This is a genomic window from Pseudomonas sp. NBRC 111143 (assembly GCF_001320965.1).
GTDB lineage: Bacteria > Pseudomonadota > Gammaproteobacteria > Pseudomonadales > Pseudomonadaceae > Aquipseudomonas > Aquipseudomonas machongensis.
The window spans coordinates 114237-136271 of sequence record NZ_BCBT01000009.1 but is presented as its reverse complement, the minus strand read 5'-3'; the positions used below and the strand labels follow the sequence as shown (position 1 = coordinate 136271).

Annotated in this window: 21 protein-coding genes; 11 read left to right on the top strand and 10 right to left on the bottom strand. The window is 64.9% G+C overall.

The genetic code is table 11. The features are described from left to right. The 7 genes from dmpE to APH44_RS07800 all read left to right on the top strand — a co-directional run bounded on the left by dmpE (position 1) and on the right by APH44_RS07800 (position 6641). Entirely contained in the window at positions 1 to 783 is a 783-nt protein-coding gene (gene dmpE / locus APH44_RS07830) for a 2-oxopent-4-enoate hydratase (RefSeq protein WP_054892126.1), read from the top strand. Between the two features lie 12 nt (positions 784 to 795). Further along, entirely contained in the window at positions 796 to 1599 is an 804-nt protein-coding gene (gene dmpH, locus APH44_RS07825; RefSeq protein ID WP_054892125.1) for a 2-oxo-3-hexenedioate decarboxylase, read from the top strand. Between the two features lie 14 nt (positions 1600 to 1613). Next, positions 1614 to 1811 carry a 2-hydroxymuconate tautomerase family protein gene (locus APH44_RS07820; protein WP_054892124.1) on the top strand — a complete coding sequence of 66 codons (198 nt, stop codon included), beginning with the start codon at positions 1614 to 1616 and terminating at the stop codon, positions 1809 to 1811. 16 nt (positions 1812 to 1827) lie between these two features. Beyond that, positions 1828 to 2763 carry an acetaldehyde dehydrogenase (acetylating) gene (locus tag APH44_RS07815; protein WP_054892123.1) on the top strand — a complete coding sequence of 312 codons (936 nt, stop codon included), beginning with the start codon at positions 1828 to 1830 and terminating at the stop codon, positions 2761 to 2763. A 4-nt stretch (positions 2764 to 2767) separates the two neighbouring features. Then, positions 2768 to 3781 carry a 4-hydroxy-2-oxovalerate aldolase gene (gene dmpG, locus APH44_RS07810; protein WP_054892122.1) on the top strand — a complete coding sequence of 338 codons (1014 nt, stop codon included), beginning with the start codon at positions 2768 to 2770 and terminating at the stop codon, positions 3779 to 3781. Between the two features lie 18 nt (positions 3782 to 3799). Continuing rightward, positions 3800 to 5197, top strand: a complete 1398-nt coding sequence (locus APH44_RS07805; protein WP_371105637.1) for an MFS transporter — start codon at positions 3800 to 3802, stop codon at positions 5195 to 5197. A 112-nt stretch (positions 5198 to 5309) separates the two neighbouring features. Then, positions 5310 to 6641, top strand: a complete 1332-nt coding sequence (locus APH44_RS07800; RefSeq protein ID WP_054892120.1) for an OprD family porin — start codon at positions 5310 to 5312, stop codon at positions 6639 to 6641. A 56-nt stretch (positions 6642 to 6697) separates the two neighbouring features. Here the strand turns inward: APH44_RS07800 and APH44_RS07795 are convergent, their stop codons facing one another. Genes APH44_RS07795 through APH44_RS07780 form a run of 4 tightly spaced genes read right to left on the bottom strand, consistent with a single transcriptional unit; the run spans position 6698 to position 12749 of the window. Next, a complete protein-coding gene (locus APH44_RS07795; protein ID WP_054892119.1) occupies positions 6698 to 8125 on the bottom strand; it encodes an efflux transporter outer membrane subunit in 1428 nt (475 codons plus the stop codon). Then, a complete protein-coding gene (locus tag APH44_RS07790) occupies positions 8118 to 11297 on the bottom strand; it encodes an efflux RND transporter permease subunit (protein WP_054892118.1) in 3180 nt (1059 codons plus the stop codon). Before APH44_RS07790 ends, APH44_RS07795 begins: the two co-directional genes overlap by 8 nt. A gap of 15 nt (positions 11298 to 11312) precedes the next feature. Then, a complete protein-coding gene (locus tag APH44_RS07785) occupies positions 11313 to 12470 on the bottom strand; it encodes an efflux RND transporter periplasmic adaptor subunit (protein WP_253781805.1) in 1158 nt (385 codons plus the stop codon). 36 nt (positions 12471 to 12506) lie between these two features. Continuing rightward, a complete protein-coding gene (locus APH44_RS07780) occupies positions 12507 to 12749 on the bottom strand; it encodes a hypothetical protein (protein WP_054892116.1) in 243 nt (80 codons plus the stop codon). Positions 12750 to 12936: 187 nt separating this feature from the next. Between APH44_RS07780 and APH44_RS07775 the strand changes: the two genes are divergently transcribed. Together APH44_RS07775 and APH44_RS07770 are read left to right on the top strand one after the other, a co-directional pair. Further along, on the top strand, positions 12937 to 13857 hold the full coding sequence (locus tag APH44_RS07775) for a LysR family transcriptional regulator (RefSeq protein WP_054892115.1): 921 nt from the start codon (positions 12937 to 12939) through the stop codon (positions 13855 to 13857). A gap of 91 nt (positions 13858 to 13948) precedes the next feature. Further along, complete coding sequence (locus tag APH44_RS07770; protein WP_054892114.1) at positions 13949 to 14299, top strand: hypothetical protein; 351 nt, start codon at positions 13949 to 13951, stop codon at positions 14297 to 14299. Position 14300: 1 nt separating this feature from the next. Here the strand turns inward: APH44_RS07770 and APH44_RS07765 are convergent, their stop codons facing one another. Both APH44_RS07765 and APH44_RS07760 read right to left on the bottom strand, forming a co-directional pair. Beyond that, positions 14301 to 14999 carry a YoaK family protein gene (locus tag APH44_RS07765; RefSeq protein ID WP_054892113.1) on the bottom strand — a complete coding sequence of 233 codons (699 nt, stop codon included), beginning with the start codon at positions 14997 to 14999 and terminating at the stop codon, positions 14301 to 14303. A gap of 18 nt (positions 15000 to 15017) precedes the next feature. Continuing rightward, positions 15018 to 16091 carry a helix-turn-helix transcriptional regulator gene (locus APH44_RS07760; protein WP_054892112.1) on the bottom strand — a complete coding sequence of 358 codons (1074 nt, stop codon included), beginning with the start codon at positions 16089 to 16091 and terminating at the stop codon, positions 15018 to 15020. A gap of 150 nt (positions 16092 to 16241) precedes the next feature. On the opposite strand from APH44_RS07760, the gene APH44_RS07755 reads away from it, so the two are divergent. Next, a complete protein-coding gene (locus APH44_RS07755; RefSeq protein ID WP_054892111.1) occupies positions 16242 to 18335 on the top strand; it encodes a TonB-dependent siderophore receptor in 2094 nt (697 codons plus the stop codon). A 33-nt stretch (positions 18336 to 18368) separates the two neighbouring features. Here the strand turns inward: APH44_RS07755 and APH44_RS07750 are convergent, their stop codons facing one another. After that, on the bottom strand, positions 18369 to 18740 hold the full coding sequence (locus APH44_RS07750; RefSeq protein ID WP_054892110.1) for a GFA family protein: 372 nt from the start codon (positions 18738 to 18740) through the stop codon (positions 18369 to 18371). Positions 18741 to 18824: 84 nt separating this feature from the next. Between APH44_RS07750 and APH44_RS07745 the strand changes: the two genes are divergently transcribed. Next, entirely contained in the window at positions 18825 to 19646 is an 822-nt protein-coding gene (locus APH44_RS07745) for a bifunctional 2-polyprenyl-6-hydroxyphenol methylase/3-demethylubiquinol 3-O-methyltransferase UbiG (RefSeq protein ID WP_054892109.1), read from the top strand. On the opposite strand, the gene APH44_RS07740 is transcribed toward APH44_RS07745, so the two are convergent. From APH44_RS07740 to APH44_RS07730, 3 genes are all read right to left on the bottom strand, one after another. Then, positions 19647 to 20414: an SDR family oxidoreductase gene (locus APH44_RS07740; protein ID WP_054892108.1), complete on the bottom strand. Its 768-nt coding sequence runs from the start codon at positions 20412 to 20414 to the stop codon at positions 19647 to 19649. 24 nt (positions 20415 to 20438) lie between these two features. Beyond that, on the bottom strand, positions 20439 to 21506 hold the full coding sequence (locus tag APH44_RS07735) for a phosphotransferase family protein (protein WP_054892107.1): 1068 nt from the start codon (positions 21504 to 21506) through the stop codon (positions 20439 to 20441). A gap of 201 nt (positions 21507 to 21707) precedes the next feature. After that, positions 21708 to 22025: an SCP2 sterol-binding domain-containing protein gene (locus APH44_RS07730; protein WP_027920549.1), complete on the bottom strand. Its 318-nt coding sequence runs from the start codon at positions 22023 to 22025 to the stop codon at positions 21708 to 21710. Positions 22026 to 22035 lie beyond the last annotated feature (10 nt).

Below are 22035 nucleotides of genomic sequence, written 5' to 3'. Positions count from 1 at the left end.
ATGAACCTTGACGACATCCAGCACGCCGGCCGGGAACTGCACCAGGCCCTGGCGTGTGGCCAGGCCCTGGCGCCGCTGACCGAAACCCACCCCGACATCACCCTGGAGCAGGCTTACCAGGTGCAGCTGGCGATGATCCAGCCGCGCCTGGACGCGGGCGAGCGGGTGCTGGGCAAGAAGATCGGCGTCACCAGCCAGGTGGTGATGAACATGCTCGGCGTCGGCCAGCCTGACTTCGGCCACCTGCTCAGCGACATGCTCCACGCCGATGGCGCGGCCATCGCTATCGACAGCCTCATCGCGCCCAAAGCCGAGGGCGAGATCGCCTTCGTGCTCAAGGAGTCTCTGCAGGGCCCGGGCGTCACCGTGGCCGATGTGCTGCGCGCCACCGCCTATGTGATGCCGTGCTTCGAGATCGTCGACTCGCGCATTCGCGACTGGAAGATCCGCATCCAGGACACCGTCGCCGACAACGCCTCGGCCGCTGCCTTCGTGCTGGGGGACCGCGGTGTCGATCCGCGTGACGTGGACCTGGCCTGTGTCGGCATGACCCTGGAAAAGAACGGTGAGATCGTCGCCACCGGCGCCGGTGCCGCCGCGCTTGGCCATCCGGCCAACGCCGTGGCCTGGTTGGCCAACACCCTCGGCCGCCTCGGCATCGCGCTGAACAAGGGCGAGGTGATTCTCTCCGGTTCGCTGGCGGCCATGGTGCCGGTGCAGGCCGGTGACCAACTGCGTATCAGCCTCGGCGGCATCGGCTCGGCCGCTGTCCGCTTCGTTTGAAGGAAAACCCCTATGAACCTGTCCCAAGCCACCATCGCCCAACTGGCCGAACACCTGGAAAACGCCGAACTCAAGCGTGAGGCGGTGGCCAAGATCACCGACGCCCACCCCGACATGGACTGGGACGACGCCTATGCCATCCAGGACGCCATCCGCGCCCGCAAGCAGGCCCGTGGCGTGCGTATCGCCGGCCTGAAGATGGGCCTGACCTCGTTCGCCAAGATGAAGCAGATGGGCGTCACCGATCCGATCCACGGCTTTCTCACCGACTACGGCTCGAGCCTCGACGGCGCGGCCATCGATGTCGACAGCCTGATCCACCCCAAGGTCGAGGCCGAGATCGCCTTCGTCCTCAAGCACCCGCTCAAGGGGCCGGGTGTGCATGTTGGCGACGTGCTGGCGGCCACCGACTTCATCGTGCCGGCGGTCGAAGTGATCGATTCGCGCTACGAGAACTTCCGTTTCGACCTCAAGAGCGTGATTGCCGACAACACCTCTTCGGCACGTTTCGTCACGGGCGGGCGCATGTCCGGGGTCGAGGGTATCGACCTCAAGTGCCTGGGCGTGGTGCTGGAAAAGAACGGCGAAGTGGTCGCCACCGGAGCCGGTGCGGCGGTGCTCGGGCACCCGGCGCAGAGCGTGGCGATGCTCGCCAACATGCTCGGCGCCAAGGGCCGCGAACTGCCGGCGGGCACCTTCATCATGACCGGCGGCATCACCGAGGCCATTGCAGTGCAGGCGGGCGACAACGTCACCGTGCGCTACCAGCACCTGGGCAGCGTGTCGATGCGCTTCATCTCATCCGGCCAACGCTGACAGGAGTACCTGACATGCCTATTGCCATCATCCATATCGCTGAAGGCCGCACGCCCGAGAAGAAGCGCGCGCTGCTGGACAAGGTCACCCTGGCCATTGCCGACAGCCTCGAAGTACCGGTCGAGAGCGTGCGCGTCCTGTTGCAGGAAATCCCCGAGACCCAGTGGGCCGCCGGTGGCCAGACCCTCGCCGAACGCCGTGCCAAAGCCTGAACACAGGACCACGACAATGAACGACAAGATCAGCGTTGCCATCATCGGTTCGGGCAATATCGGCACCGACCTGATGATCAAGATCCTGCGCAACGGCCAGCACCTGAAGATGGGCGCCATGGTCGGCATCGACCCAGCCTCCGATGGCCTGGCGCGGGCCGAGCGCCTGGGCGTGGCGACCACCGCCAAGGGTGTCGAGGGCCTGCTGGCGCTGCCAGGTTTCAAGGATATCCGTATCGTCTTCGATGCCACCAGCGCCGGTGCCCACGGTCGCCACAACGCGTTGTTGCAGGAGCACGGGGTCAAGGTCATCGACCTGACGCCCGCCGCCATTGGCCCGTTCACCATTCCGGCGATCAACCTGGATGCCGAACTGGCCGCGCCGAACATCAACATGGTCACCTGCGGCGGCCAGGCCACCATACCGATCGTCGCTGCGGTGTCGCGCGTGGCCAAGGTGCATTACGGTGAAATCGTCGCCTCGATCAGCAGCAAGTCGGCAGGCCCCGGCACCCGGGCCAATATCGACGAATTCACCGAGACCACTTCCCATGCCATCGAGAAACTCGGCGGGGCACAGAAGGGCAAGGCGATCATCGTCCTCAATCCCGCCGAGCCGCCGCTGATGATGCGCGACACCGTGTTCGTGTTGTCGGAGCCGGCAGACCAGGCGGCGGTCGAGCGCTCGATCCTGGCCATGGTCGAGGCCGTGCAGGCCTACGTGCCCGGCTATCGCCTCAAGCAGCAGGTGCAGTTCGAGGTGATCCCGGCAGACCAGCCGGTGAATGTTCCGGGGCTGGGGCTGCGCAGCGGCCTGAAGACTTCGGTGTTTCTCGAGGTCGAGGGCGCCGCGCACTACCTGCCGGCCTACGCCGGCAACCTGGACATCATGACCTCGGCGGCCGTGGCCTGCGCCGAGCGCATCGCCGCTACCCAGTTCGTGGAGGGTTGAACACATGAACGCCGGCAAGAAACTCTATATTTCCGATGTCACCCTGCGCGACGGCAGCCATGCCATCCGCCATCAGTACACCTTGGAGCAGGCCCGCGACATCGCCCGCGCGCTGGACCAGGCCAAGGTCGATTCGATCGAGGTCGCCCACGGTGACGGCCTGCAAGGCTCGAGCTTCAACTATGGCTTTGGCCGGCACTCGGACCTCGAGTACATCGAAGCGGTGGCCGAGGTCATCAGCCACGCGAAGATCACCACGCTGCTGCTGCCTGGCATCGGCACCGTGCATGACCTCAAGAATGCCTACAACGCTGGTGCCCGGGTGGTGCGCATCGCCACCCACTGCACCGAAGCCGATGTCTCGCGCCAGCACATCGAGTACGCCCGCGAGCTGGGCATGGACACCGTGGGTTTTCTGATGATGAGCCATATGCTGGCGCCCGAGCCGTTGGCGCAGCAGGCGAAGCTGATGGAAAGCTACGGCGCCACCTGCGTGTACATGGCCGACTCGGGCGGCGCGATGAACATGCAGGATGTACGCGAGCGCTTCCAGGCGTTCAAGGCGGTGCTCGACCCGTCCACCGAGACCGGCATGCACGCCCACCACAACCTCAGCCTGGGCGTGGCCAACTCGATCACCGCGGTGGAGGCGGGCTGCGATCGCATCGACGCCAGCCTTGCCGGCATGGGGGCTGGTGCCGGCAACGCGCCGTTGGAGGTGTTCATCGCGGCCGCCGAGCGCCTGGGCTGGAATCACGGCACCGACCTGTATCGGCTGATGGATGCGGCCGACGATATCGTCCGGCCCTTGCAGGATCGCCCGGTGCGGGTCGACCGCGAAACCCTGGCGCTCGGCTACGCCGGGGTGTATTCCAGCTTCCTGCGCCACGCTGAGGTCGCTGCTCGCCGCTACGGCCTGAACACCGTGGACATCCTCGTCGAGCTTGGCCGTCGCAAGATGGTGGGCGGTCAGGAAGACATGATCGTCGACGTTGCCCTGGACCTGCTGCGACCCTGAAACCAAAACGCCTTGCCAATGCTTTGCCCCAACCACAAGCCTAATAAAAAGGGGAATACCTTGAGCCAGCACACTGCCCGAATCGGCGAGATCATCGATAACGCACGAATCTCGCCTTACCAGATCATCGTTCTTACCCTGTGTTTCCTGATCGTTCTGGTCGACGGCTTCGACACCGCCGCGATCGGCTACATCGCCCCGGCCCTGCGTGAGGAATGGGGCCTGCTGCCGGCGCAATTGTCGCCGGCCTTCGGCGCCGGCTTGTTCGGCCTGTTGGTGGGCAGCCTGGTGTTCGGGCCCATCGCCGATGCCATCGGGCGCAAGCGCGTGCTGCTGGTGTCGGTGCTGGTGTTCGGCGTCGGCACCCTGGCCTCGGCCTATGCCCACTCGATCGAGTCACTGACCGCACTGCGCTTCGTCACCGGTATCGGCCTGGGCGGGGCGATGCCCACCTGCATCACCCTGAGCTCGGAGTATTCCCCGGCGCGGCGGCGGATGATCATGGTCACCCTGAGCTGGAGCGGCTTCACCGCGGGCCTTGCGCTGGGCGGCATGCTTGCGGCGCAGATCATCCCGCTGTTCGGCTGGCGTGGCGTGCTGATGATCGGCGGTATCGTGCCGCTGGCCATGCTGCCGTTGCTGGCCTGGCTGATGCCTGAATCGGTGCGCTTCATGGCTTCGAGCCCCAAGCATGGCGATGCCTTGCGCAAGGTGGTCGAGCGCATCACCGGCAGTAGCTATGCCGGGGTGACCATCCTTGACGACGAGCGCCCGGCGCAGGTCCGTTCGCCGATCTCGCACCTGTTCATCGAGGGCCGCGCGGTGCGCACGCTGCTGTTGTGGCTGGCGTTCTTCTGCTCGCTGTTCGTCTTCTACCTCCTGACCAGCTGGCTGCCGAGCCTGCTCAAGGACGCCGGTTACGACATCGCCCATGCCGCGCGTGTCGGTGCGATGGTGCCGCTGGGCGGCACGGTCGGAGCGATCCTGCTGGCGCTGCTGATGGACCGTGTCGGGCCTTACCGTGTGCTGGCCTGCTCCTACCTGGGGGCGGCGGTGGTGATCGCGGTCACCGGCTACCTGATGGGCGATATCTATGGCCTGGCGGCGGCGGTGTTCCTGATCGGTTTCGGCGTGGCCGGTGCGCAGAACGGCCTTAACCTGGTGTCGGCGACCCTCTACCCGACCACGGCCCGCGTCACTGGGGTCAGCTGGGCCATGGCCTGCGGGCGTTCCGGCTCCATCGTCGGCTCGACCCTGGGGGCCTGGCTGATCGCCGCGGCCGGTACGCCGGTGGTGTTCTTCCACTGGCTGGCCATCCCCGTGGTGGCAGGTGCGGCGGCGATCTTCGTGCTGTACCGGCTGAGCATCCGGCCATCTGCGGCCTGGCCGGCTGAAGCACCTCCCGCGCACTCCTGATCCCTGAACGAGTACCAGCGCCCGCTTCCTGACAGAAGCGGCGTCGGGCGCGGCTTGCCTGCGCCTGGCGTTCGGCGCTGCACATAACAACAAGAAACGAGGAGCACACAGCATGTCTTGCAAACGATCTTCTTTCGCTCCCGGGCTGATCGCCCTGGCGCTGGCCCCCCTGACCAGCCAGGCCGCTGGCCTGATCGAGGATTCCCATGCGCGCCTGGAAATGCGCAACATCTACTTCAACCAGGACAACCGCAGCGGCAGCGCCAACCCGTCCAAGCAGGAGGAGTGGGGCCAGGGCTTTCTGTTCGACTTCACTTCCGGCTACACCGAGGGCGCCGTCGGTGTCGGTGTCGATGCCCTGGGCATGCTTGGCATCCGTCTGGATTCGGGCAAGGGCACCCACTACAACCCGCAGAGTACCAATCGCGGCGGCCTGGTGTTTCCCACCGACAGCGATGGCCGTGCGGTGGACGAGTTCAGCACCTTGGGCGTGACTGGCAAGCTGCGCGTTGCCAAGACCGAGGCGCGGCTCGGCACCTTGCGTCCGAAGATGCCGGTGCTGACCCTCAACGACGGTCGCCTGTTGCCGGAAACCTTCGAAGGCCTGCAGATCACCTCGCGCGACCTGGACAACTTCACGTTCACCGGCGGGCAGATCCAGCGGGTCAAGAGCCGCAACTCGTCGAACAACGAAGGCATGGCGATTGCCGGAGCGGGTGGGCCGTTCGGCAAGCGCAGCAATGCGTTCAACTTCTTCGGCGTCGATTACGCCGTGAGCCGCGACCTGACCTTGCAGTACTACTACGGTGAGCTGGAGGACTTCTATCGCCAGCACTTCGTCGGCCTGGTGCACCAGTTGGCCTTGCCGGTGGGCAGCCTCAAGACTGACCTGCGCTATTTCGACAGTGGTCCGTCGGGGCGCAACGGCAGTGTGGCTGGACGGGCCGAGGGGTACCGCAGTGCCGGTTTCGGCAACAACGGCAAGGTCGATAACCAGGCGTTTGCCGGGCTGTTCACCTACAGCCTCGGCGGCCACGGTTTCAGCCTGGGCTACCAGCAGCTTGAAGGCGACAGCGACTTTCCCTTCGTCAACCAGGGCGATGGCTCGGCCACCTACCTGATCACCGACCGCCAGACCGGTGCACGTTTCCAGAAGGCCGGCGAGCGGACCTGGGTGGCGCAGCACACCTACAACTTCGCCGCTGTCGGCATTCCGGGCCTGACCACGCTGCTGGCCTACCAGCGCGGCGACAACATCAAGTCGGCGCAGGGTGACCAGCATGAGTGGGAGCGTGATTTCTGGGTGACCTACGCAGTGCAGGGCGAGATGTTCAAGGGGCTGTCGTTCTCCTGGCGCAACGCCAGCTTGCGCAGCACCTACGCCAACCAGCGTGACCTGGACGAGAATCGTCTCTACATCACCTACAGCCTGCCGTTGTTCTAAGGCATAGCCCGCGCCACTCTCGTGGGCGCGGGCTTTCGCGTGAATGGCCGCTGGCGCTACTCCTGCTGCACCACCTGCTGTGGCCACCCGCCGGCAAGGGCGACGAACAGGTCCACGGCGCGGGTGGTGCTGCCCGCCTGGCTGTCGGCTTGCTGGAGCTGCGCATCGTAGAGCGAGCGCTGCACGTCCAGCAGTTCGAACAGCTCGATGGCCCCGGCGTCGTAGCGTGCACGGGAGAGGTTGGCCGCGTTCTGCCATCCTTCGGCCGCGCTGGTCAAACGCTGCGTCTGCTCCTTGCTCCTGGCCAGGCGCACCAGGGCATTCTCGACATCCTCCAGCGCGACCAGCACGGTCTGCTGATACCTCGCCAGGCGACCGGCCGCTTCGGCGTCCGCCGCCGCGATGCGGCTGTTCACCCGTCCCACATCGAGGAATGACCAATCGATGCCTAGCACAGCCAGGTTCGATTCGCTGGCGCCGCCATACAGACCTGTGCCCGTGAAGGCATAGGTGCCAAGCGCGGCGCCAAGGCTCAGGCGCGGGAACAGGTCGGCAGTGGCGACGCCCACCCGGGCGGTGGCGGCGTGCAGTTGCTGTTCGGCAGCGGCGACATCCGGGCGGCGCCGGACAATCTGCGCCGGGGTGGCCGGCTCGATGGCCGCCGGTATCCGTGGCATGTCGACCACTTGCTGCAGCTGCGCATCGAGTGCTGCTGGCGCGAGCCCGGCGAGCACTGCAAGGCGGTGCTTGTCGACGGCGATGCGCGCTTGCAACTGCGGCATGCGCGACAAGGTGGTATCCAGCTGGGCCTGGGCCCTGGACAAGTCGTAGCTGGAGCCACGCCCGCCCTGCAGGCGCCCCTGCACGACGGCCAGGGTCTGACGCTGGCTTTCGGCGTTGGCGTTGGTCAGCGTGAGCATCCGCTGCGCTGCCCTCAGGTCGATGTAGGTCGTCGCCACCTGGCTGACCACCGCAATCTGCATGGCCTGCAGATCGCTTGCCCGGGCGGCGGTCTCGGCCTGCTGCGATTCGACCGCACGGCGCACGCGCCCGAAGAAGTCCAGCTCCCAGCCCAGCACGGCTTTGTTGGCGTACAGGTCGTGGCTGCGGCTGGCGCCGTTGGCCTCGTCGCTGGCCAGGCGCTGGTGACCGGCCTGGGCCGACAGGGTGACGGTCGGGGCCTGGTCGAAGCGGGCCAGGCGCAGCAGGGCATTGGCCGCGTCGTAGTTGGCCAGTGCCGTGCGCAGGTCGTAGTTGCTGGCCAGCGCCGTATTCACCAGGGCCGTGAGCTGCGGATCGTCGAAGCGCTTCCAGAACGCGTCGTCGGCAGCGCTGGCTTGTGCCTGCACAGTAGGTGTGGCCGTTGCCTGGGAGAAACTGCCGGGCACCTGCGGGGTAGGAGGGCGATGGTAGTCCGGGCCTACGGCGCAGCCCTGCAGGAGGGCCAGCACCGCTGCCAGCGACCAGTTTGCCGGCTTACTCATGGATCAGGCCCTCGGTGCTGTTCGGCGCCATGTGCGACGTATGGTTGGGGATGGTGGCGCCGAGCTTGCGCAGCACCACGTAGAACACCGGTGTCAGGAACAGACCAAAGAACGTCACCCCGAGCATGCCGCAGAACACGGTGACCCCGGTGGCATGGCGCACTTCGCTGCCCGCGCCGGTGCCGACCAGCAGCGGCACGGCGCCGGCGATGAAGGCCACCGAGGTCATGATGATCGGGCGCAGGCGCAGGCGACATGCCTGCAACGCCGCCTCGACGGTGCCCTGGCCCTGCATCTCCAGCTCGCGGGCGAACTCCACGATCAGGATGGCGTTCTTGCAGGCCAGCCCCATCAGCACCACCAGGCCCACTTGCACGAACACATTGTTGTCACCGCCGGCCAGCCACACGCCGGTCAGCGCGGCGAACATGCAGATCGGCACGATCAGGATCACCGCCAGGGGCAAGGTCCAGCTCTCGTACAGGGCCGCCAGTACCAGGAAGGCCAGCATCACGGCGATGGGGAAGACGATCGCCGCGGTGTTGCTCTGGGTCACCTGCTGGTAGCTGAGGTCGGTCCATTCCAGCTCGATACCGCGCGGCAGGGTGCGGGTGGCGATCTGCTGGAGCTTCTCGATGACCTCGCCCGAGGACAGCACCCGCGGGTCGGCATCACCGATCAGGTCGGCGGCTGGGTAACCGTTGTAGCGCATCACCGGGTCGGGGCCGAAGGTCGGCACTATATCGACCACCGCGCTGATCGGCACCATCTCGCCCTGCAGGTTGCGCACGCGCAGGCTGCCGATGTCTGCGGCGTTCTGGCGGAACGGGGTGTCAGCCTGGGCCACGACGCGATACACGCGGCCGAGCATGTTGAAGTCGTTGACATAGACCGAGCCCAGGTAGGTCTGCAAGGTGTCGAAGATTTCGGTCAGTTCCACGCCTTGGGCCTGGGCTTTGGTGCGGTCGATCTTCACTTGCAGCTGCGGAATGTCCGACTGGTAGGAGCTGACCGGGAAGGTCATGCCCGGGGTGTTGGCCACCTCGGCCTGGAACCGCTCGAGCGCCTTCTGCAGGGCGGCGTAGCCAAGCCCGCCGCGGTCGGTCAGGAACAGCGAGTAGCCGGAGCCGTTGCCCAGGCCCTGGATCGGCGGCGGCAGCAGCGCGTAGGCCGAGCCATCCTTGATCGCGGCGAACTTGCGGTTGAGCTCGGCGTTGATGTCTGCGGCGCTGCGTGTGCGTTCGGAGAATGGCTTGAGCAGCACGTAGGAGGTCACCAGGTTGGGCGTGGTGGTGTTCTGCAGGGCGTTGGAGCCGACATAGGAGTTGGCGTAGGCCACCCCTTCGATGCTCGAGGCGATGGCCGACATCTGCCGGGCGACCGCATCGGAGCGGGCCAGCGAGGCGCCGGGCGGCAGGGTGGCACCGGCGAACAGGTACAGCTTGTCCTGATTGGGGATGAAACCGTTGGGGATGACATTGAACAGCACACCCGTGGCTCCGAGCAGTACGGCGTAGACCACGAACACCAGGCCTCGTCGCGGCAGGATGCGGGCGATGCTGCCTTCATAACGCTGCGAGCTGCGGTTGAAGAAGCGGTTGAACGGACGCAGCAGCCAGCCCAGGGCGGCGTTCATCAGGCGCGTCAGGCGGTCGGGTGGCGTGTCATGGTGGCGCAGCAGCTTGGCTGCCAGGGCCGGCGACAGGGTCAGCGAGTTGATGGTCGAGATCACCGTGGAGATGGCGATGGTGACGGCGAACTGCTTGTAGAACTGCCCGGTGACGCCGCTCATGAAGGCCATCGGCACGAACACTGCGCACAATACCAGGCCGATTGCCAGGATCGGCCCCGACACCTCGCGCATGGCCTGGTGCGCAGCCTGCAGCGGCGTCAGCCCCAGCTCGATGTTGCGCTCGACGTTTTCCACCACGACGATGGCGTCGTCCACCACGATGCCGATCGCCAGCACCAGCCCGAACAAGGTCAGGGTGTTGACCGAGTATCCGAGCAGGTAGAGGAAGGCGAAGGTGCCGACGATCGACACTGGCACGGCAATCAGCGGAATGATCGAGGCGCGCCAGGTCTGCAGGAACAGCACCACCACCAGCACGATCAGGACCATGGCCTCGAACAGCGTGTGCTGTACCGCGCTGATCGATTCACGGACGAACACCGTCGGGTCCCAGACGCTGGTGTAGCTCACGCCTTCGGGGAAGTCCTTGGACAGGCTGTCGAGCTTGGCGTAGACCGCGTTGGCCACCTCGATGGCGTTGGCGCCGGGGGTTAGGAAGATGCCCACGGCCACTTCCTGGTTCTTGCCGCGGAACACGCGCAGGGTGTAGTCGCCGGAGTCCAGCTGCACCCGCGCCACATCCGACAGCCGCGTTACCTGACCGTCGCGCCCGTTCTTGAGCACGATGTCGGCGAATTCCTGTTCGGTCTTCAGGCGGCCCTGGACGTTGATCGAGATGAGGAAGTCGTTGTCCTGCGGCGAAGGCTCTGCCCCCAGCTGCCCGGCCGAGACCTGCACGTTCTGCTGGCGGATGGCGGCAATGGCGTCCTGGGCGGTGAGGTCGCGCGCGGCGAGCTTGTGCGGGTCGAGCCAGATGCGCATGGCGTAGTCGCCCGCACCGTAGAGGATGACGTCGCCGATGCCGGGAATGCGCGACAACTCGTCCTTCACATGCAGGCGCAGGTAGTTGCGCAGGTACAGGGCGTCGAACTGGTCGTTGGTCGAGTACATGTCGACGAACATCAGCGGCGTCGGCGATTGCTTCTGGGTGGTGACGCCGTACTGGCGCACCGACTCGGGCAGGCGCGACAGGGCCTGGCTCACCCGGTTCTGCACCCGCACCGCGGCGGTGTCCGGATCGACCTTGGCGTTGAAGGTGACCACCACCTGCAGCGTGCCGTTGGAGCTGGCGACGGACTTGAGGTAGATCATGTCTTCCACGCCGTTGATCGCTTCTTCCAGCGGCACGGCGACGGACTCGGCGATTTCCTTGGGGTTGGCACCGGGGTAGGTGGCTTTCACCACGACGGTGGCGGGCACCACCTCTGGGTATTCACCCACTGGCAGCAGCGGGATGGCCACCAGGCCCGCGGCGAAAATGATGATCGACAGGACGATCGCGAAGATCGGCCTGTCGATGAAGAACTTGGAAAAGTCCATGGCTGGAACCCCTGGCTATTGCTTGTCGTGTTGCGCGGCACTGGAAACCTGAAGTTCGCGGGTGTCGCCGGAGAGTGCGTGGGGGGTGACGGGGCTGCCGCTGGCATGCACGTTCTGCAGGCCCGAGACGATGATGCGGTCGTCTGCGACCAGCCCCGAGCGAATGACGCGCTGGCGCTCGATGCGCTGGGCGGTTTCGACGTAACGGCGCTCGGCCTTGTTGTCGCTGCCAAGCACGTAGACGTACTGCTTGTCCTGGTCGGTGAGGATCGCCCGGTCTGGCACCAGGGTGGCCAGCGCGGGTTCGCCCACGGCCAGCTGGACCTTCGCGTACAGCCCGGCGGTGAGCAGGCGGTCGGGGTTGCGCACGGTCGCGCGGGCGCGCAGCGTGCCGGTACTGGCGTTCACCTGGTTGTCGATGAAGCTCAACTCGCCGTTGTAGGGGTAGTCGTCGTCGCTGGCAAGGCCGATGCGCACCTCGGTGCTGGCGGCCTGCTTGAGGGCTTTCTGGTATTTCAGGAAGCTGTGTTCGTCGGGGTCGAAGTAGACGTGCACCGGGTCCTGGGAAACCACGGAGGTGAGCACGGACTGGTCGGCGACGGCAAGGTTGCCGAGCGTCAGTTGAGCACGGCTGGTGCGCCCGTCGATGGGCGCGCGCACTTCGGTGAACTCGAGGTTCAGCGCTGCCGTGGCGACGGCGGATTCGGCGGCGCGAACCTCGGCCTGGCTCTGCTCGCGGGCCGAGCGCTTCTGTTCGGCTTCTTCACGGGAAACGGCGTTGCTCTTGAGCAGTTGCTGGGCGCGCAGGTCTTGCTGGCTGGCGAACGCCAGCGACGCCCGGGCCCGTTCCAATTGGGCGCGGGCGCTGTCGAGCGCGTTGCGGTAGGGGCGTTGGTCGATGACGAACAGCAGGTCGCCTTTTCTGACCTCGGCGCCTTCGCGGTAGGCCACCCGGGTGATGTAGCCTCCGACGCGGGGCAGGATCGCCACCGTCTCGGTGGCGCTGACCCGGCCATTGAACGTGTCCCAGGTCTTGACCCTTTGCTGGGTGACCGGGATCACTTCGACATCGGGGGCACTGGCGCTGGCGGCCTGGCTGGATTCTGGGTTGCAGCCACTGACCAGCAAGGCCGTGGCGATCATTCCGGTAACGGCGACTAATCGGGCGCGCACAGGATCATCCTTAACGAGGGGATTGATGGGCGGGGCTCAGCACGCAGGCACTGTGCGTGGTTGGCTGTCGTCGGCGGCAGGCTGCTTTTGTCTGGCCTGCTGCTCGGCGGCCTGCAGTGCCTCCTGCTGCTTGTGTCTTTCAATGTCCTTGGCTTGCTCGGCGAAGGTGGCGCGCAAGCGTTCATGGAAGCGTTCGAGGGCTTCGCCACCGTCGGAGGCTTGGGCGAAGAAGGGCAGGGCAGAGGCCAGCAGGACGACGACCTTGAAACTGTTTTTCATGGCGTTCTCTCAAATGACGCGCACAGCGAGGCGCTAGATTGGATTCGGTAGGTGGAGTGGCAGGCGGTCGATGAGGGCGTTTATCAAGGCCGGTCAATCAGCTGCCACGCAGACGAGCGCACTTTAAGAGAAGGTATTTCACGGATAAACTAGCTGAATTCGTTTTGTTCTTACGGGATCTCGGACAATGGCATTCGATCGGCTGGAAGCGATGCGCGCCTTTTGCCGCATTGTCGAAGTGGGCAGCTTCAGCCGCGCGGCAGAGTCGCTGAACCTCGCCAAGACCACGGTTTCGGGGCAGGTCCAGGCGCTGGAGAACCTGCTGGGCATCAAGCTGTTGCACCGCACCACGCGCAAGGTCTCGACCACTACTGAAGGTGCGGCCTACTACCAGCGTGCACGGGTCATCCTCGAGGATGTGAACGAGCTGGAGGCCTCGGCATCGCAGAGCTGTGGCGCAGTACGTGGGCGGGTCAAGGTCGAGATGCCGTCGCCGGTGGGGATCTTGCTGGTGGTGCCAGCATTGCCGGATTTCGCCGCCAGGTTTCCAGATATCGTGCTGGATGTGCGTTGTAGTGAACGCGTGGTGGATTTGGTGCAGGAGGGCGTGGATTGTGCGATCCGTGGCGGGCACGTGGCAGACCAGGACCTGGTCTGCCGGCCTATCGGGGTGATGCGGTTCTGCTTCTGCGCCGCGCCGTCCTACCTTGCCTCGGCACCGCCGCTCCAGGTACCGGCTGATCTGCCACGCCATCGCCATCTGGGCTTCAAGTTCCCGGCGACCGATCGCCGCTACATTCCCACCCTGACTCGCGGCGACGAGCATTTCACCCTCGACCATCCACCGGCCATGTACTTCAACAGCGGCAGCGCCACGGCCGCTGCCGTGGTCGCCGGGTTGGGCGTGGCCTTCCTGCCCAGGGCCGAGGCTGAGGTGCACATCCGCAGCGGGCAATTGGTCGAGGTGCTGAGCGATTGGCAGATGGGCACCATGCCGATGTCGTTCGTCTACCCGCCGACCCGGGCGTTGTCGGCGAGGGTCCGGGCGTTCGCCGACTGGGTGACGGCGCTGATGGCAGAGGATCCGGTGTGGGCACCGGTCAGGTAGCGCCGGGTTGAATGCCGCTGCGCAGCACGAGCATTCACGCGCGATCACCGCCAGTGCTACAGTCGCTTCTTTTTTGCCCCGAGGATGGAACATGCGAGCACTACTGCCGATGACTGCAGCCCTGATGTTGATTGGCTGCGCTTCGTCGACCATGGAGGCCGCGCGCAACGGCCAGCCCAGCGCGCGCCTCGACTCGCAGAAAGCGCCGGAGCTGGTGGCCCAGTGCATCCAGTTCAGCTGGCAGGAAGAATCGCGCTTCGGCGTTGACGCCAGTGGTTACCTGGAAGCGCGCAAGGGCGGTGGTTTGACGGTGTACACCCGCGAAGCGGAATCCTTCGTTGACGTCTACCCGCAGGCCGGTGGGACCCGGGTCGATTACTACGCCCGCAAGAACGACATGGTTGCGCTGCAGCGCAAGGCTGCTGCGGCAACCTGCCTGTGAGTCAGCGAGGCATGTAGCGCAGTTGCCAGCGCCGTGGAATCTTCCACGAGACCACGGCGAGCAGCAGGGCGGTCAGCGCGCTGGCCAGCAGCGCCGCACGGTCGAAGCGTTGCTCCAGCAACACACCCAGCACTGCGCCGATGAACATGCCGCTCCAGGGCACCAGTTGTACGCGCCACCCCAACCGTTGTTGGCCCAACAGGGTGCGGCCCAGCCCGCGGCCGAACCGCGACAGCGCGCCGGTGACGTAGGTCAGGCCGATCGGCAGGCCGTTCACTTCCTCGACCACCGCATTGATCATGCCCATCGCGGTCACCGCCGCCAGTAGCGCGAGCAGTTGCATGGGCTCTGGCAGCATGCCGGCGACCGCCAGCAGCAGGGCGATCACACCCAGCAAGGGCCAGTGGCGCCGACCGCTTCTGGCGGCAACGATCACCCCCAGTGCGTTGCCCAGCACGAACGCCGAGATCACCAGCGCCAGGCGCAGCACCGGCCCCAGCTCGGCGCTGCCCAGCGAGACCGCAAGGCGCGTGGTATTGCCGCTCATGAACGAAACGAAATCGCCCGTGGCCATGAAACCGATGGCATCGGTCATGCCGGCGAGTACCGACAAGGCGGCAACGAAGTACAACCCCACCGTGCCGCGGCGCTGCACCCGCTGTTGACGCTGGCTGTCGAGTGACGCACTTCCCGGTAGCATCGCAGCTCTCCCCCTGAATCAGCCCAGCCGCGCCTCGAGCGTGGCGATATGTGCCTGCAGCCGTTCATGTTCTTCGCGTTCGGCGGTGATGTTCGTGAATACGCTGATCAGGTGCTCGGGTTGGCCGTCGGCCTGGCGTTGCAACGATGTGCGCGCGCGGACCCAAAGGTAGTGGCCGTTTTTGTGGCGTACGCGTTTTTCCACTTCGTAGCGGTCGATCTCGCCGTCAAGCAGGCGCTGCAGCAAGTGCAGGTTGTGCGGCAGGTCGTCGGGATGGGTCAATTGCTGGAAGGTGGTGCCGTAGAGCTCGTCTTCGCGGTAGCCCAGCAGTTCGCAGAAGCTGCCGTTGACCCGCTGCCAGCTGCCGTCGGGATCGATGTAGGCCAGCGCGCCCCAGGCGAACTCGAAGATGGTACGAAAGCGCGCCTCGCTCTGGCGCAATTCTTCTTCGGCGACTTTGCGTTCGGTGGTGTCCATGCTGATGCCGACCATCTTCACCGCGCGCCCGGCGCTGTCGGCCAGCACGGTGGCGCGCGAGGCGATCCAGCATTGGCTGGCGTCGGGGCGGGTGATGCGAAAATCGCATTCGCAACCGGTGCCGTCGGCGACGGCCTGGGCGTACATGGCCTGCATCGGCGGAATGTCGTCCGGGTGGATATGGGCCCAGAACTCTTCATTGCGCTGCACTGGCCAGCCATACACCGCCTCGACGTTGGGCGAGTAGGTGACCTCATCGGTGACCAGGTTCCACTCCCAGGTGACGATGCGTGCGCCTTCCTGGGCCAGTTTCATGCGGGTTTCATTTTCCATGATCTCGGCGGTGTAGCGTCGCCGCACGTCGGTCATCGGCAGCTCTACCACCTCGGCCTGCTGAACGCTCTGCAAGGCTTCTTCACCGTAGCGCAGCCAGATCCAGTTGACCCTGAGAAAAGCGGCGAGCTTGCGCAGGTTGTCGTAGTCGATTTCGCCACCGCGAGTCCACTTGTGCACCGCAGTGCGTGAAATGCCCAGGGCGGTGCCCACGGCTTGCAGGGTCAGCTTGTGGTGTTCGAGCAATTCCTTGAGGCGAAAGGCAAAGCTGTTTTCAACCATGGGGCGGTTCCTGGAAGCGGGCCGGAAACGCGAGTATACCCGAGCCGTAAACTTCAGGTTGACGGGTAAATGCGGTTTTTTCTCATCCGGGTATTCCTCGCATCGTTCATAAATTGTTATGTTATTACATGAAATTTAGGAGCGTCGTTGATGAAAGTTTTCCCCGCCCGGTTCTGCCTGGGTTTTTCCCTGTCTGTGTTCGGCCTGCCCGGCAGTGCTGCCGAACCTGTAATACTCGAGGCCCTGACCGTCAGCGACAGTCATCTGCAGGAGCGCGCCGACGGCCCTGTGCAGGGCTATCGCGCCACCCGTTCGAGCACCGCGACGCGCACCGATACCGATGTGCGCGACACGCCGCAGAGCATCGCCGTGGTGCCCAGCCAGGTGCTTGAAGACCTCAACAGCACGCGTATCGACCGTGCCCTGGACTTTGCCGGTGGCGTCACCCGGCAGAACAATTTCGGTGGCTTGACCTTCCTCAACTACAGCGTGCGCGGTTTTACCACCGGCGAGCTGTACAAGAACGGCTTTGCCATCAACCGCGGCAGCTACAGTGCACCGGACACCTCGACCATCGAGCGCATCGAGGTGCTCAAGGGTCCGGCCGCCAGCCTGTACGGGCGCGGCGATCCGGGTGGCCTGGTCAATATCGTCAGCAAGCGTCCGCAGGAGGAGGCGTTCACGCGCCTGAAGGCCAGCGCCGGCACCTGGGATCGCTACCGCGGCAGCCTCGACGTCAACACGCCGCTGGACGAGGAGGGGCGCCTGCTGTCGCGCGTCAATCTGGCAGTGGAAGATAACGGCAGCTTCCGCGATCACGTCGACAGCCGCCGACAGATCGTCAGCCCGTCGCTGAGCTGGCAACTCGACCCTGACACACGGTTGTTGCTGGATGCCGAATTCTCGCGCACCGAATCGGTGTTCGACCGGGGTATTCCGGCGGTCAACAACCAGTTGGGATCCGTGAAGCGCTCGACCTTTCTCGGCGAGCCCAACGACGGCCACATTCGCAACGACAACCAGACCCTGGACCTGGCCCTGGAACGCTACCTGAACGACAGCTGGAAACTGCGCCTGGCCAACCACTACACCCAGGGCCACCTGCGCGGCAACAGTTCGGAGCCGTCGCGGGTGGTCGGCCAGGCGATCAGCCGTTTCTACCGCGAACGCAATTTCGAGTGGAACGACAACATTACCCAGGCCGAACTGCACGGGCAGTTCGATTTCCTCGGCTGGCAGCACCAGAGCCTGATCGGCCTGGAGTACGAGAACTACCGCAACAGCCAGAAATACCCACAGAGCGCTACGTCGCTCGGCTATGGGCTGGATATCTACCAGCCGGTCTACGGCCAGCCCAAGCCGCCGCTGATCAACCCCAATGACTTCTTCGAACGCACCGAAAGCCAGGCGCTCAACCTGCAAGACCAGATCATCTTCGACGAGCGCTGGCGTGGCCTGCTCGGCGTGCGCCTGGAACGGGTCGAGCAGACGGCGCTGAACCGTGCCACCGGGGTAAGCAACAGCCAGGTCAAGGAAGTCGCTACGCCGCGTGTGGGGCTGTTGTATCAATGGACGCCGGAAGTGGGGGTGTTCGCCAATGCTTCCACCTCGTTCAAGCCCAACGCCATCGGCACCCAAGGCCAGGTGTACAAGCCGGAGAAGGGGCTGGGCTACGAGACGGGTCTGAAGCTCGACCTGTTCGACAGCCGGCTCGGTGCGACTGTGGCGTTGTTCAGCATCGACAAGGAAAACGTCGTCACCACCGATGCCTTTGGTGAAAGCATCGCCGCGGGCAAGGCGCACAGCCAGGGGCTGGACTTGCAGTTCAGCGGTCAGCTCACCGAGGCCGTGCGGGTAATCGGTGCCTATGCCTATATCGATGCCGAGGTCACCAAGGGCGATGCCGCACTGCCCAAGGGCAGCGACCTGCTGGGCATTCCTCGGCACAGCGGCAGCCTGATGGTGGTGCACGAGTTCCAGAACGGCTGGCTGCGTGGCTCGGATGTCGGCGCCTCGGCCAACTACGTGGGCGAGCGTTCCGGGCAGGCGGGCGGTGACCTGCGCCTGCCGGCGTACAGCACGCTGGACTTGCTGGCGCACTACAAGGCCAGCGAGCAGTTGAGTTTCGGGGTGAACCTGAACAACGTCTTCGACCGCAAGTACTACGAACGCGGCTACAACGCGGCGTGGAACATGCCGGGCGAGCCGCGCAACCTGAGTGTGAGCATGAGTCTGTCGTTGTAACCTCGGGCCGCACGGCGGTCCTGGAAAGCCCCATCAACCCCGCTGCATCCACCCTGGGCAGCGGTCCTCGAACGAGTGCCCGGTCGGTACCAGGCGCTCGTCCTCGATCTCATCGAAACACCCCAGCAGCAACGCCACCGTCGGTGCATCGTCGATCGCGCCTACCGAACTGCCGCAGCATCGGCAAAATGCCCGGCTGGAATAATCCGAAGAGCGCCAGGTGTCAGGCGCACCGCCGGCACCGACCCAGCGCACTTGCGCACGATCGAACTCCACCCAGCTCGCCACCAGTGCTCCGGTGTGCTGCTGGCACCAGCGGCACGAGCAGTGGTGGGGATTGCCTGCTGGCCCATCGGCCTCGAAGCGGATCGCACCGCACAGGCAGCCGCCCTTGTAGGTCTTCATGCTGGCGTTCTCTCCTTGAATGGCTGGTTGTCGGCCTGCCTCCTGGCCGGTTAACGTGGCGGTTTTCCGCACAGGGAAGTGTCCATGAATCCGTCACTGGAACTCAACCGCGCCAATTGGGACGAGCGGGCGCCGTTGCACGCCGCCTCGCCGGGCTATGAAGTCGAATGCTTCGTGCAGTCTGCCACGCATCTTTCCGAAGTCGTGCGCTTCGACCTGCCGCGCCTGGGCGATATCCAAGGCCTCAAGACCCTGCACCTGCAATGCCACATCGGCACCGACACCTTGTCGCTGGCGCGTCTGGGCGCGCAGGTCAGCGGGCTTGACTTTTCGCCCGCATCGCTGGCGCAGGCGCGGTTGCTGGCCGAGCGCTGTGGCACCGATATCGACTATGTCGAGGCGGAAGTCTACCGTGCCAGCGAGGTGCTGCCCAAGGCGAGCTATGACTTGATCTACACCGGGATCGGTGCACTGTGCTGGCTGCCGGACATCCAGCGCTGGGCGCAGAATGTCGCGGCATTGCTCAAGCCGGGCGGGCGGCTGTTCTTGCGTGAGGGGCACCCGATGTTATGGACGCTCGACGAAACCCACGCCGATCGCCTGCAGGTCGACTTCCCGTACTTCGAGCATGAGGCGCCGCTCATCTTCCACAGCGACCAGACCTACGTCGAAAGCGAACATCGCCTGGCACAGACCGAGACCCATTCCTGGAACCGCGGCCTTGGCGAAATCATCACGGCGCTGCTTGAACAGGGCATGCAACTGACCGCCCTGGTCGAACACTCGAGCATCCCCTGGGAGGCGTTGCCTGGGCAGATGCTCAAGGGCGCCGACGGCGAGTGGCGCCTGGCCGAGCGGCCCGAGCGCCTGCCGTTGAGCTACACGCTGCAGGCGCGCAAGGGCTGATCAGGAAAGGAAGCCGCCGTCGACGTTGAGCGCCGTGCCGGTGGTATAGCTCGACGCGTCGCTGGCCAGGTACAGCACTGCGCCGGCCATCTCGCTCGGGTCGGCTACGCGCTTGAGCGGAATCTGCTGCAGGGCGGCGTTGAGGATGGCGTCGTTCTTCACCAGTGCCGAGGCGAACTTGGTGTCGGTCAGGCCCGGCAGCAGGGTATTGCAGCGGATGCCGAACTGCGCGCACTCCTTGGCGAAGACCTTGGTCATGTTGATCACCGCAGCCTTGGTCACCGAGTAGATGCCTTGGAACAAGCCCGGTGTCACGCCGTTGATCGACGCTACGTTGATGATGCTGCCACCGCCGTGCTCGCGCATCAGCTTGCCGGCTTCCACCGACATGAAGAAGTAACCGCGGATGTTCACGTCGACGGTCTTCTGGAAGGCGCTGACGTCGGTGTCGAGTACGTTGCAGAACTGCGGGTTGGTGGCGGCATTGTTGACCAGGATATCCAGGCGTCCGAACTGCTCGCGGATGCCGGCGAACACTTGCTGGATCTGGTCCAGCTCACCGATATGGCAGGCCACCGGCGTAGCCTTGCCGCCGGCTGCGATGATTGCGTCGGCGACCTGCTGGCAGCCGTCGAGCTTGCGGCTGGAAACGATCACATGGGCCCCTTGCTGGGCCAGCAGGTGGGCGATGGCTTCGCCGATGCCGCGGCTGGCGCCGGAAACGAAGGCGATCTTGCCGTCAAGGTCGAACAGTTGGGTCTTGGACATGCTGGTTTTCCTTGTTGTCGCCGGTTACAGGGTGGATTTGCCGATCAGTTGCAGGCTCATCTGCTCCAGCAGCCTGTTCATGTGGATGAACTGGGCGAAGCGTTTGTCCTGGGTCTGGCCGTGGAAGAAGCGGTAGTAGATCTGCTGGACGATCCCGGCCAGGCGGAACAGGCCGTAGCAGTAATAGAAGTCGAAGTTGTCGATGCGAATGCCGGCGCGCTCGGCGTAATAGTCGACGAACTGGCGGCGGGTCAGCATGCCGGGGGCGTTGCTCGGCTGGCGGCGCATCAGTTGTACCGGTGCCGGGTCGTTGGCCTCGATCCAATAGGCCAGGCTGTTGCCCAGGTCCATCAGCGGGTCACCGATGGTCGCCATCTCCCAGTCCAGTACGCCGATGATGCGCATGGGGTTGCTGGCATCGAGGATGACGTTGTCGAAGCGGTAGTCGTTGTGCACGATGCCAGGGCGCGCGTGGTCGGCGGGCATCTTCTCGCGCAGCCAGGCGATCACCTCTTCCCAGCGCGGCGCATCCGGGGTCAGGGCTTTTTCGTAGCGGCTCGACCAACCTTCGATCTGACGCTGCACATAGCCTTCGGGCTTGCCCAGGTCAGCCAGGCCGCAGGCGTTGTAGTCGACCTGGTGCAGTTCCACCAGACGGTCGATGAAGCTCTTGCACAGCGCCTCGGTGCGGCTGGCGTCGAGGTTCAGCTCCGGCGGCAGGTCCGAGCGCAGGATGACACCCTCGACTCGCTCCATCACGTAGAACTCGCCGCCGATCAGCGATTCGTCGGTGCAGTGCACATAGGCCTTGGGGCAGAACGGGAAGCCGTCGTTGAGCTGGTTGAGGATGCGAAACTCGCGGCCCATGTCATGGGCCGACTTGGCCTTGTGCCCGAAGGGCGGGCGACGCAGCACGAATTCGCGCTCGGGGTAGGCGATCAGGTACGTGAGGTTGGAGGCGCCGCCGGGGAACTGGCTGATGCTCGGGGTGCCTGCGAGGCCCGGGATATGCGCCTTGAGGTAAGGATCGATGATGGCTGCATCGAGTTCTTCGCCGGGGCGGACCTGGGTGGACTGGTCGGTGAGCGTCATGCGTATTCCTTATTCTCGGTCGCAAGGATCATTGGCTAATCTAATGGCCAACCTGGGTTGGGACAAGCGTGCCAAACGTCATATCGACGCGGGTGTTGCCGGTCGATCACTGCCCCTGATGAGTGATGCATGCAGGCTGCGGGCAAAAAAAAACCGAAGCCGGTCAGGCCTCGGTTTTCTTCATGCGCGTGTTCGCATCACTCAGGACGGGAACAGCTCGCTCAGCTTCATCGACAGCATCATGTCGCCTTCGACGCGCAGCTTGCCGCCCATGAAGGCCTGCATGCCATCGGTCTCGCCACTGACGATGCCTTTGAGGGTTTCGCTGTCCAGAACCAGGGTGCAGTTGGCGTCAGGGTTCTCGCCTTCCTGGATCTCGCAGGTGCCGTCCTTGACGAGCAGGGCGTAGTGCTTGTCTTCGTCGGTGATGTTGAAGCCGAACACCAGGTCCAGGCCGGCGGCGGCGGCAGGGTTGAACTTGGCTTTCATCGCTTCGACTGCTTTAGCTACGTCGCTCATGGTGTATTCC

Bases quoted from the DNA above. Each gene is read 5' to 3' on its own strand.
- dmpE (WP_054892126.1), top strand. From the start codon at position 1: ATGAACCTTGACGACATCCAGCACGCCGGCCGGGAACTGCACCAGGCC.
- dmpH (WP_054892125.1), top strand. From the start codon at position 796: ATGAACCTGTCCCAAGCCACCATCGCCCAACTGGCCGAACACCTGGAA.
- APH44_RS07820 (WP_054892124.1), top strand. From the start codon at position 1,614: ATGCCTATTGCCATCATCCATATCGCTGAAGGCCGCACGCCCGAGAAG.
- APH44_RS07815 (WP_054892123.1), top strand. From the start codon at position 1,828: ATGAACGACAAGATCAGCGTTGCCATCATCGGTTCGGGCAATATCGGC.
- dmpG (WP_054892122.1), top strand. From the start codon at position 2,768: ATGAACGCCGGCAAGAAACTCTATATTTCCGATGTCACCCTGCGCGAC.
- APH44_RS07805 (WP_371105637.1), top strand. From the start codon at position 3,800: ATGCTTTGCCCCAACCACAAGCCTAATAAAAAGGGGAATACCTTGAGC.
- APH44_RS07800 (WP_054892120.1), top strand. From the start codon at position 5,310: ATGTCTTGCAAACGATCTTCTTTCGCTCCCGGGCTGATCGCCCTGGCG.
- APH44_RS07795 (WP_054892119.1), bottom strand. From the start codon at position 8,125: ATGAGTAAGCCGGCAAACTGGTCGCTGGCAGCGGTGCTGGCCCTCCTG.
- APH44_RS07790 (WP_054892118.1), bottom strand. From the start codon at position 11,297: ATGGACTTTTCCAAGTTCTTCATCGACAGGCCGATCTTCGCGATCGTC.
- APH44_RS07780 (WP_054892116.1), bottom strand. From the start codon at position 12,749: ATGAAAAACAGTTTCAAGGTCGTCGTCCTGCTGGCCTCTGCCCTGCCC.
- APH44_RS07775 (WP_054892115.1), top strand. From the start codon at position 12,937: ATGGCATTCGATCGGCTGGAAGCGATGCGCGCCTTTTGCCGCATTGTC.
- APH44_RS07770 (WP_054892114.1), top strand. From the start codon at position 13,949: ATGCGAGCACTACTGCCGATGACTGCAGCCCTGATGTTGATTGGCTGC.
- APH44_RS07765 (WP_054892113.1), bottom strand. From the start codon at position 14,999: ATGCTACCGGGAAGTGCGTCACTCGACAGCCAGCGTCAACAGCGGGTG.
- APH44_RS07760 (WP_054892112.1), bottom strand. From the start codon at position 16,091: ATGGTTGAAAACAGCTTTGCCTTTCGCCTCAAGGAATTGCTCGAACAC.
- APH44_RS07755 (WP_054892111.1), top strand. From the start codon at position 16,242: ATGAAAGTTTTCCCCGCCCGGTTCTGCCTGGGTTTTTCCCTGTCTGTG.
- APH44_RS07750 (WP_054892110.1), bottom strand. From the start codon at position 18,740: ATGAAGACCTACAAGGGCGGCTGCCTGTGCGGTGCGATCCGCTTCGAG.
- APH44_RS07745 (WP_054892109.1), top strand. From the start codon at position 18,825: ATGAATCCGTCACTGGAACTCAACCGCGCCAATTGGGACGAGCGGGCG.
- APH44_RS07740 (WP_054892108.1), bottom strand. From the start codon at position 20,414: ATGTCCAAGACCCAACTGTTCGACCTTGACGGCAAGATCGCCTTCGTT.
- APH44_RS07735 (WP_054892107.1), bottom strand. From the start codon at position 21,506: ATGACGCTCACCGACCAGTCCACCCAGGTCCGCCCCGGCGAAGAACTC.
- APH44_RS07730 (WP_027920549.1), bottom strand. From the start codon at position 22,025: ATGAGCGACGTAGCTAAAGCAGTCGAAGCGATGAAAGCCAAGTTCAAC.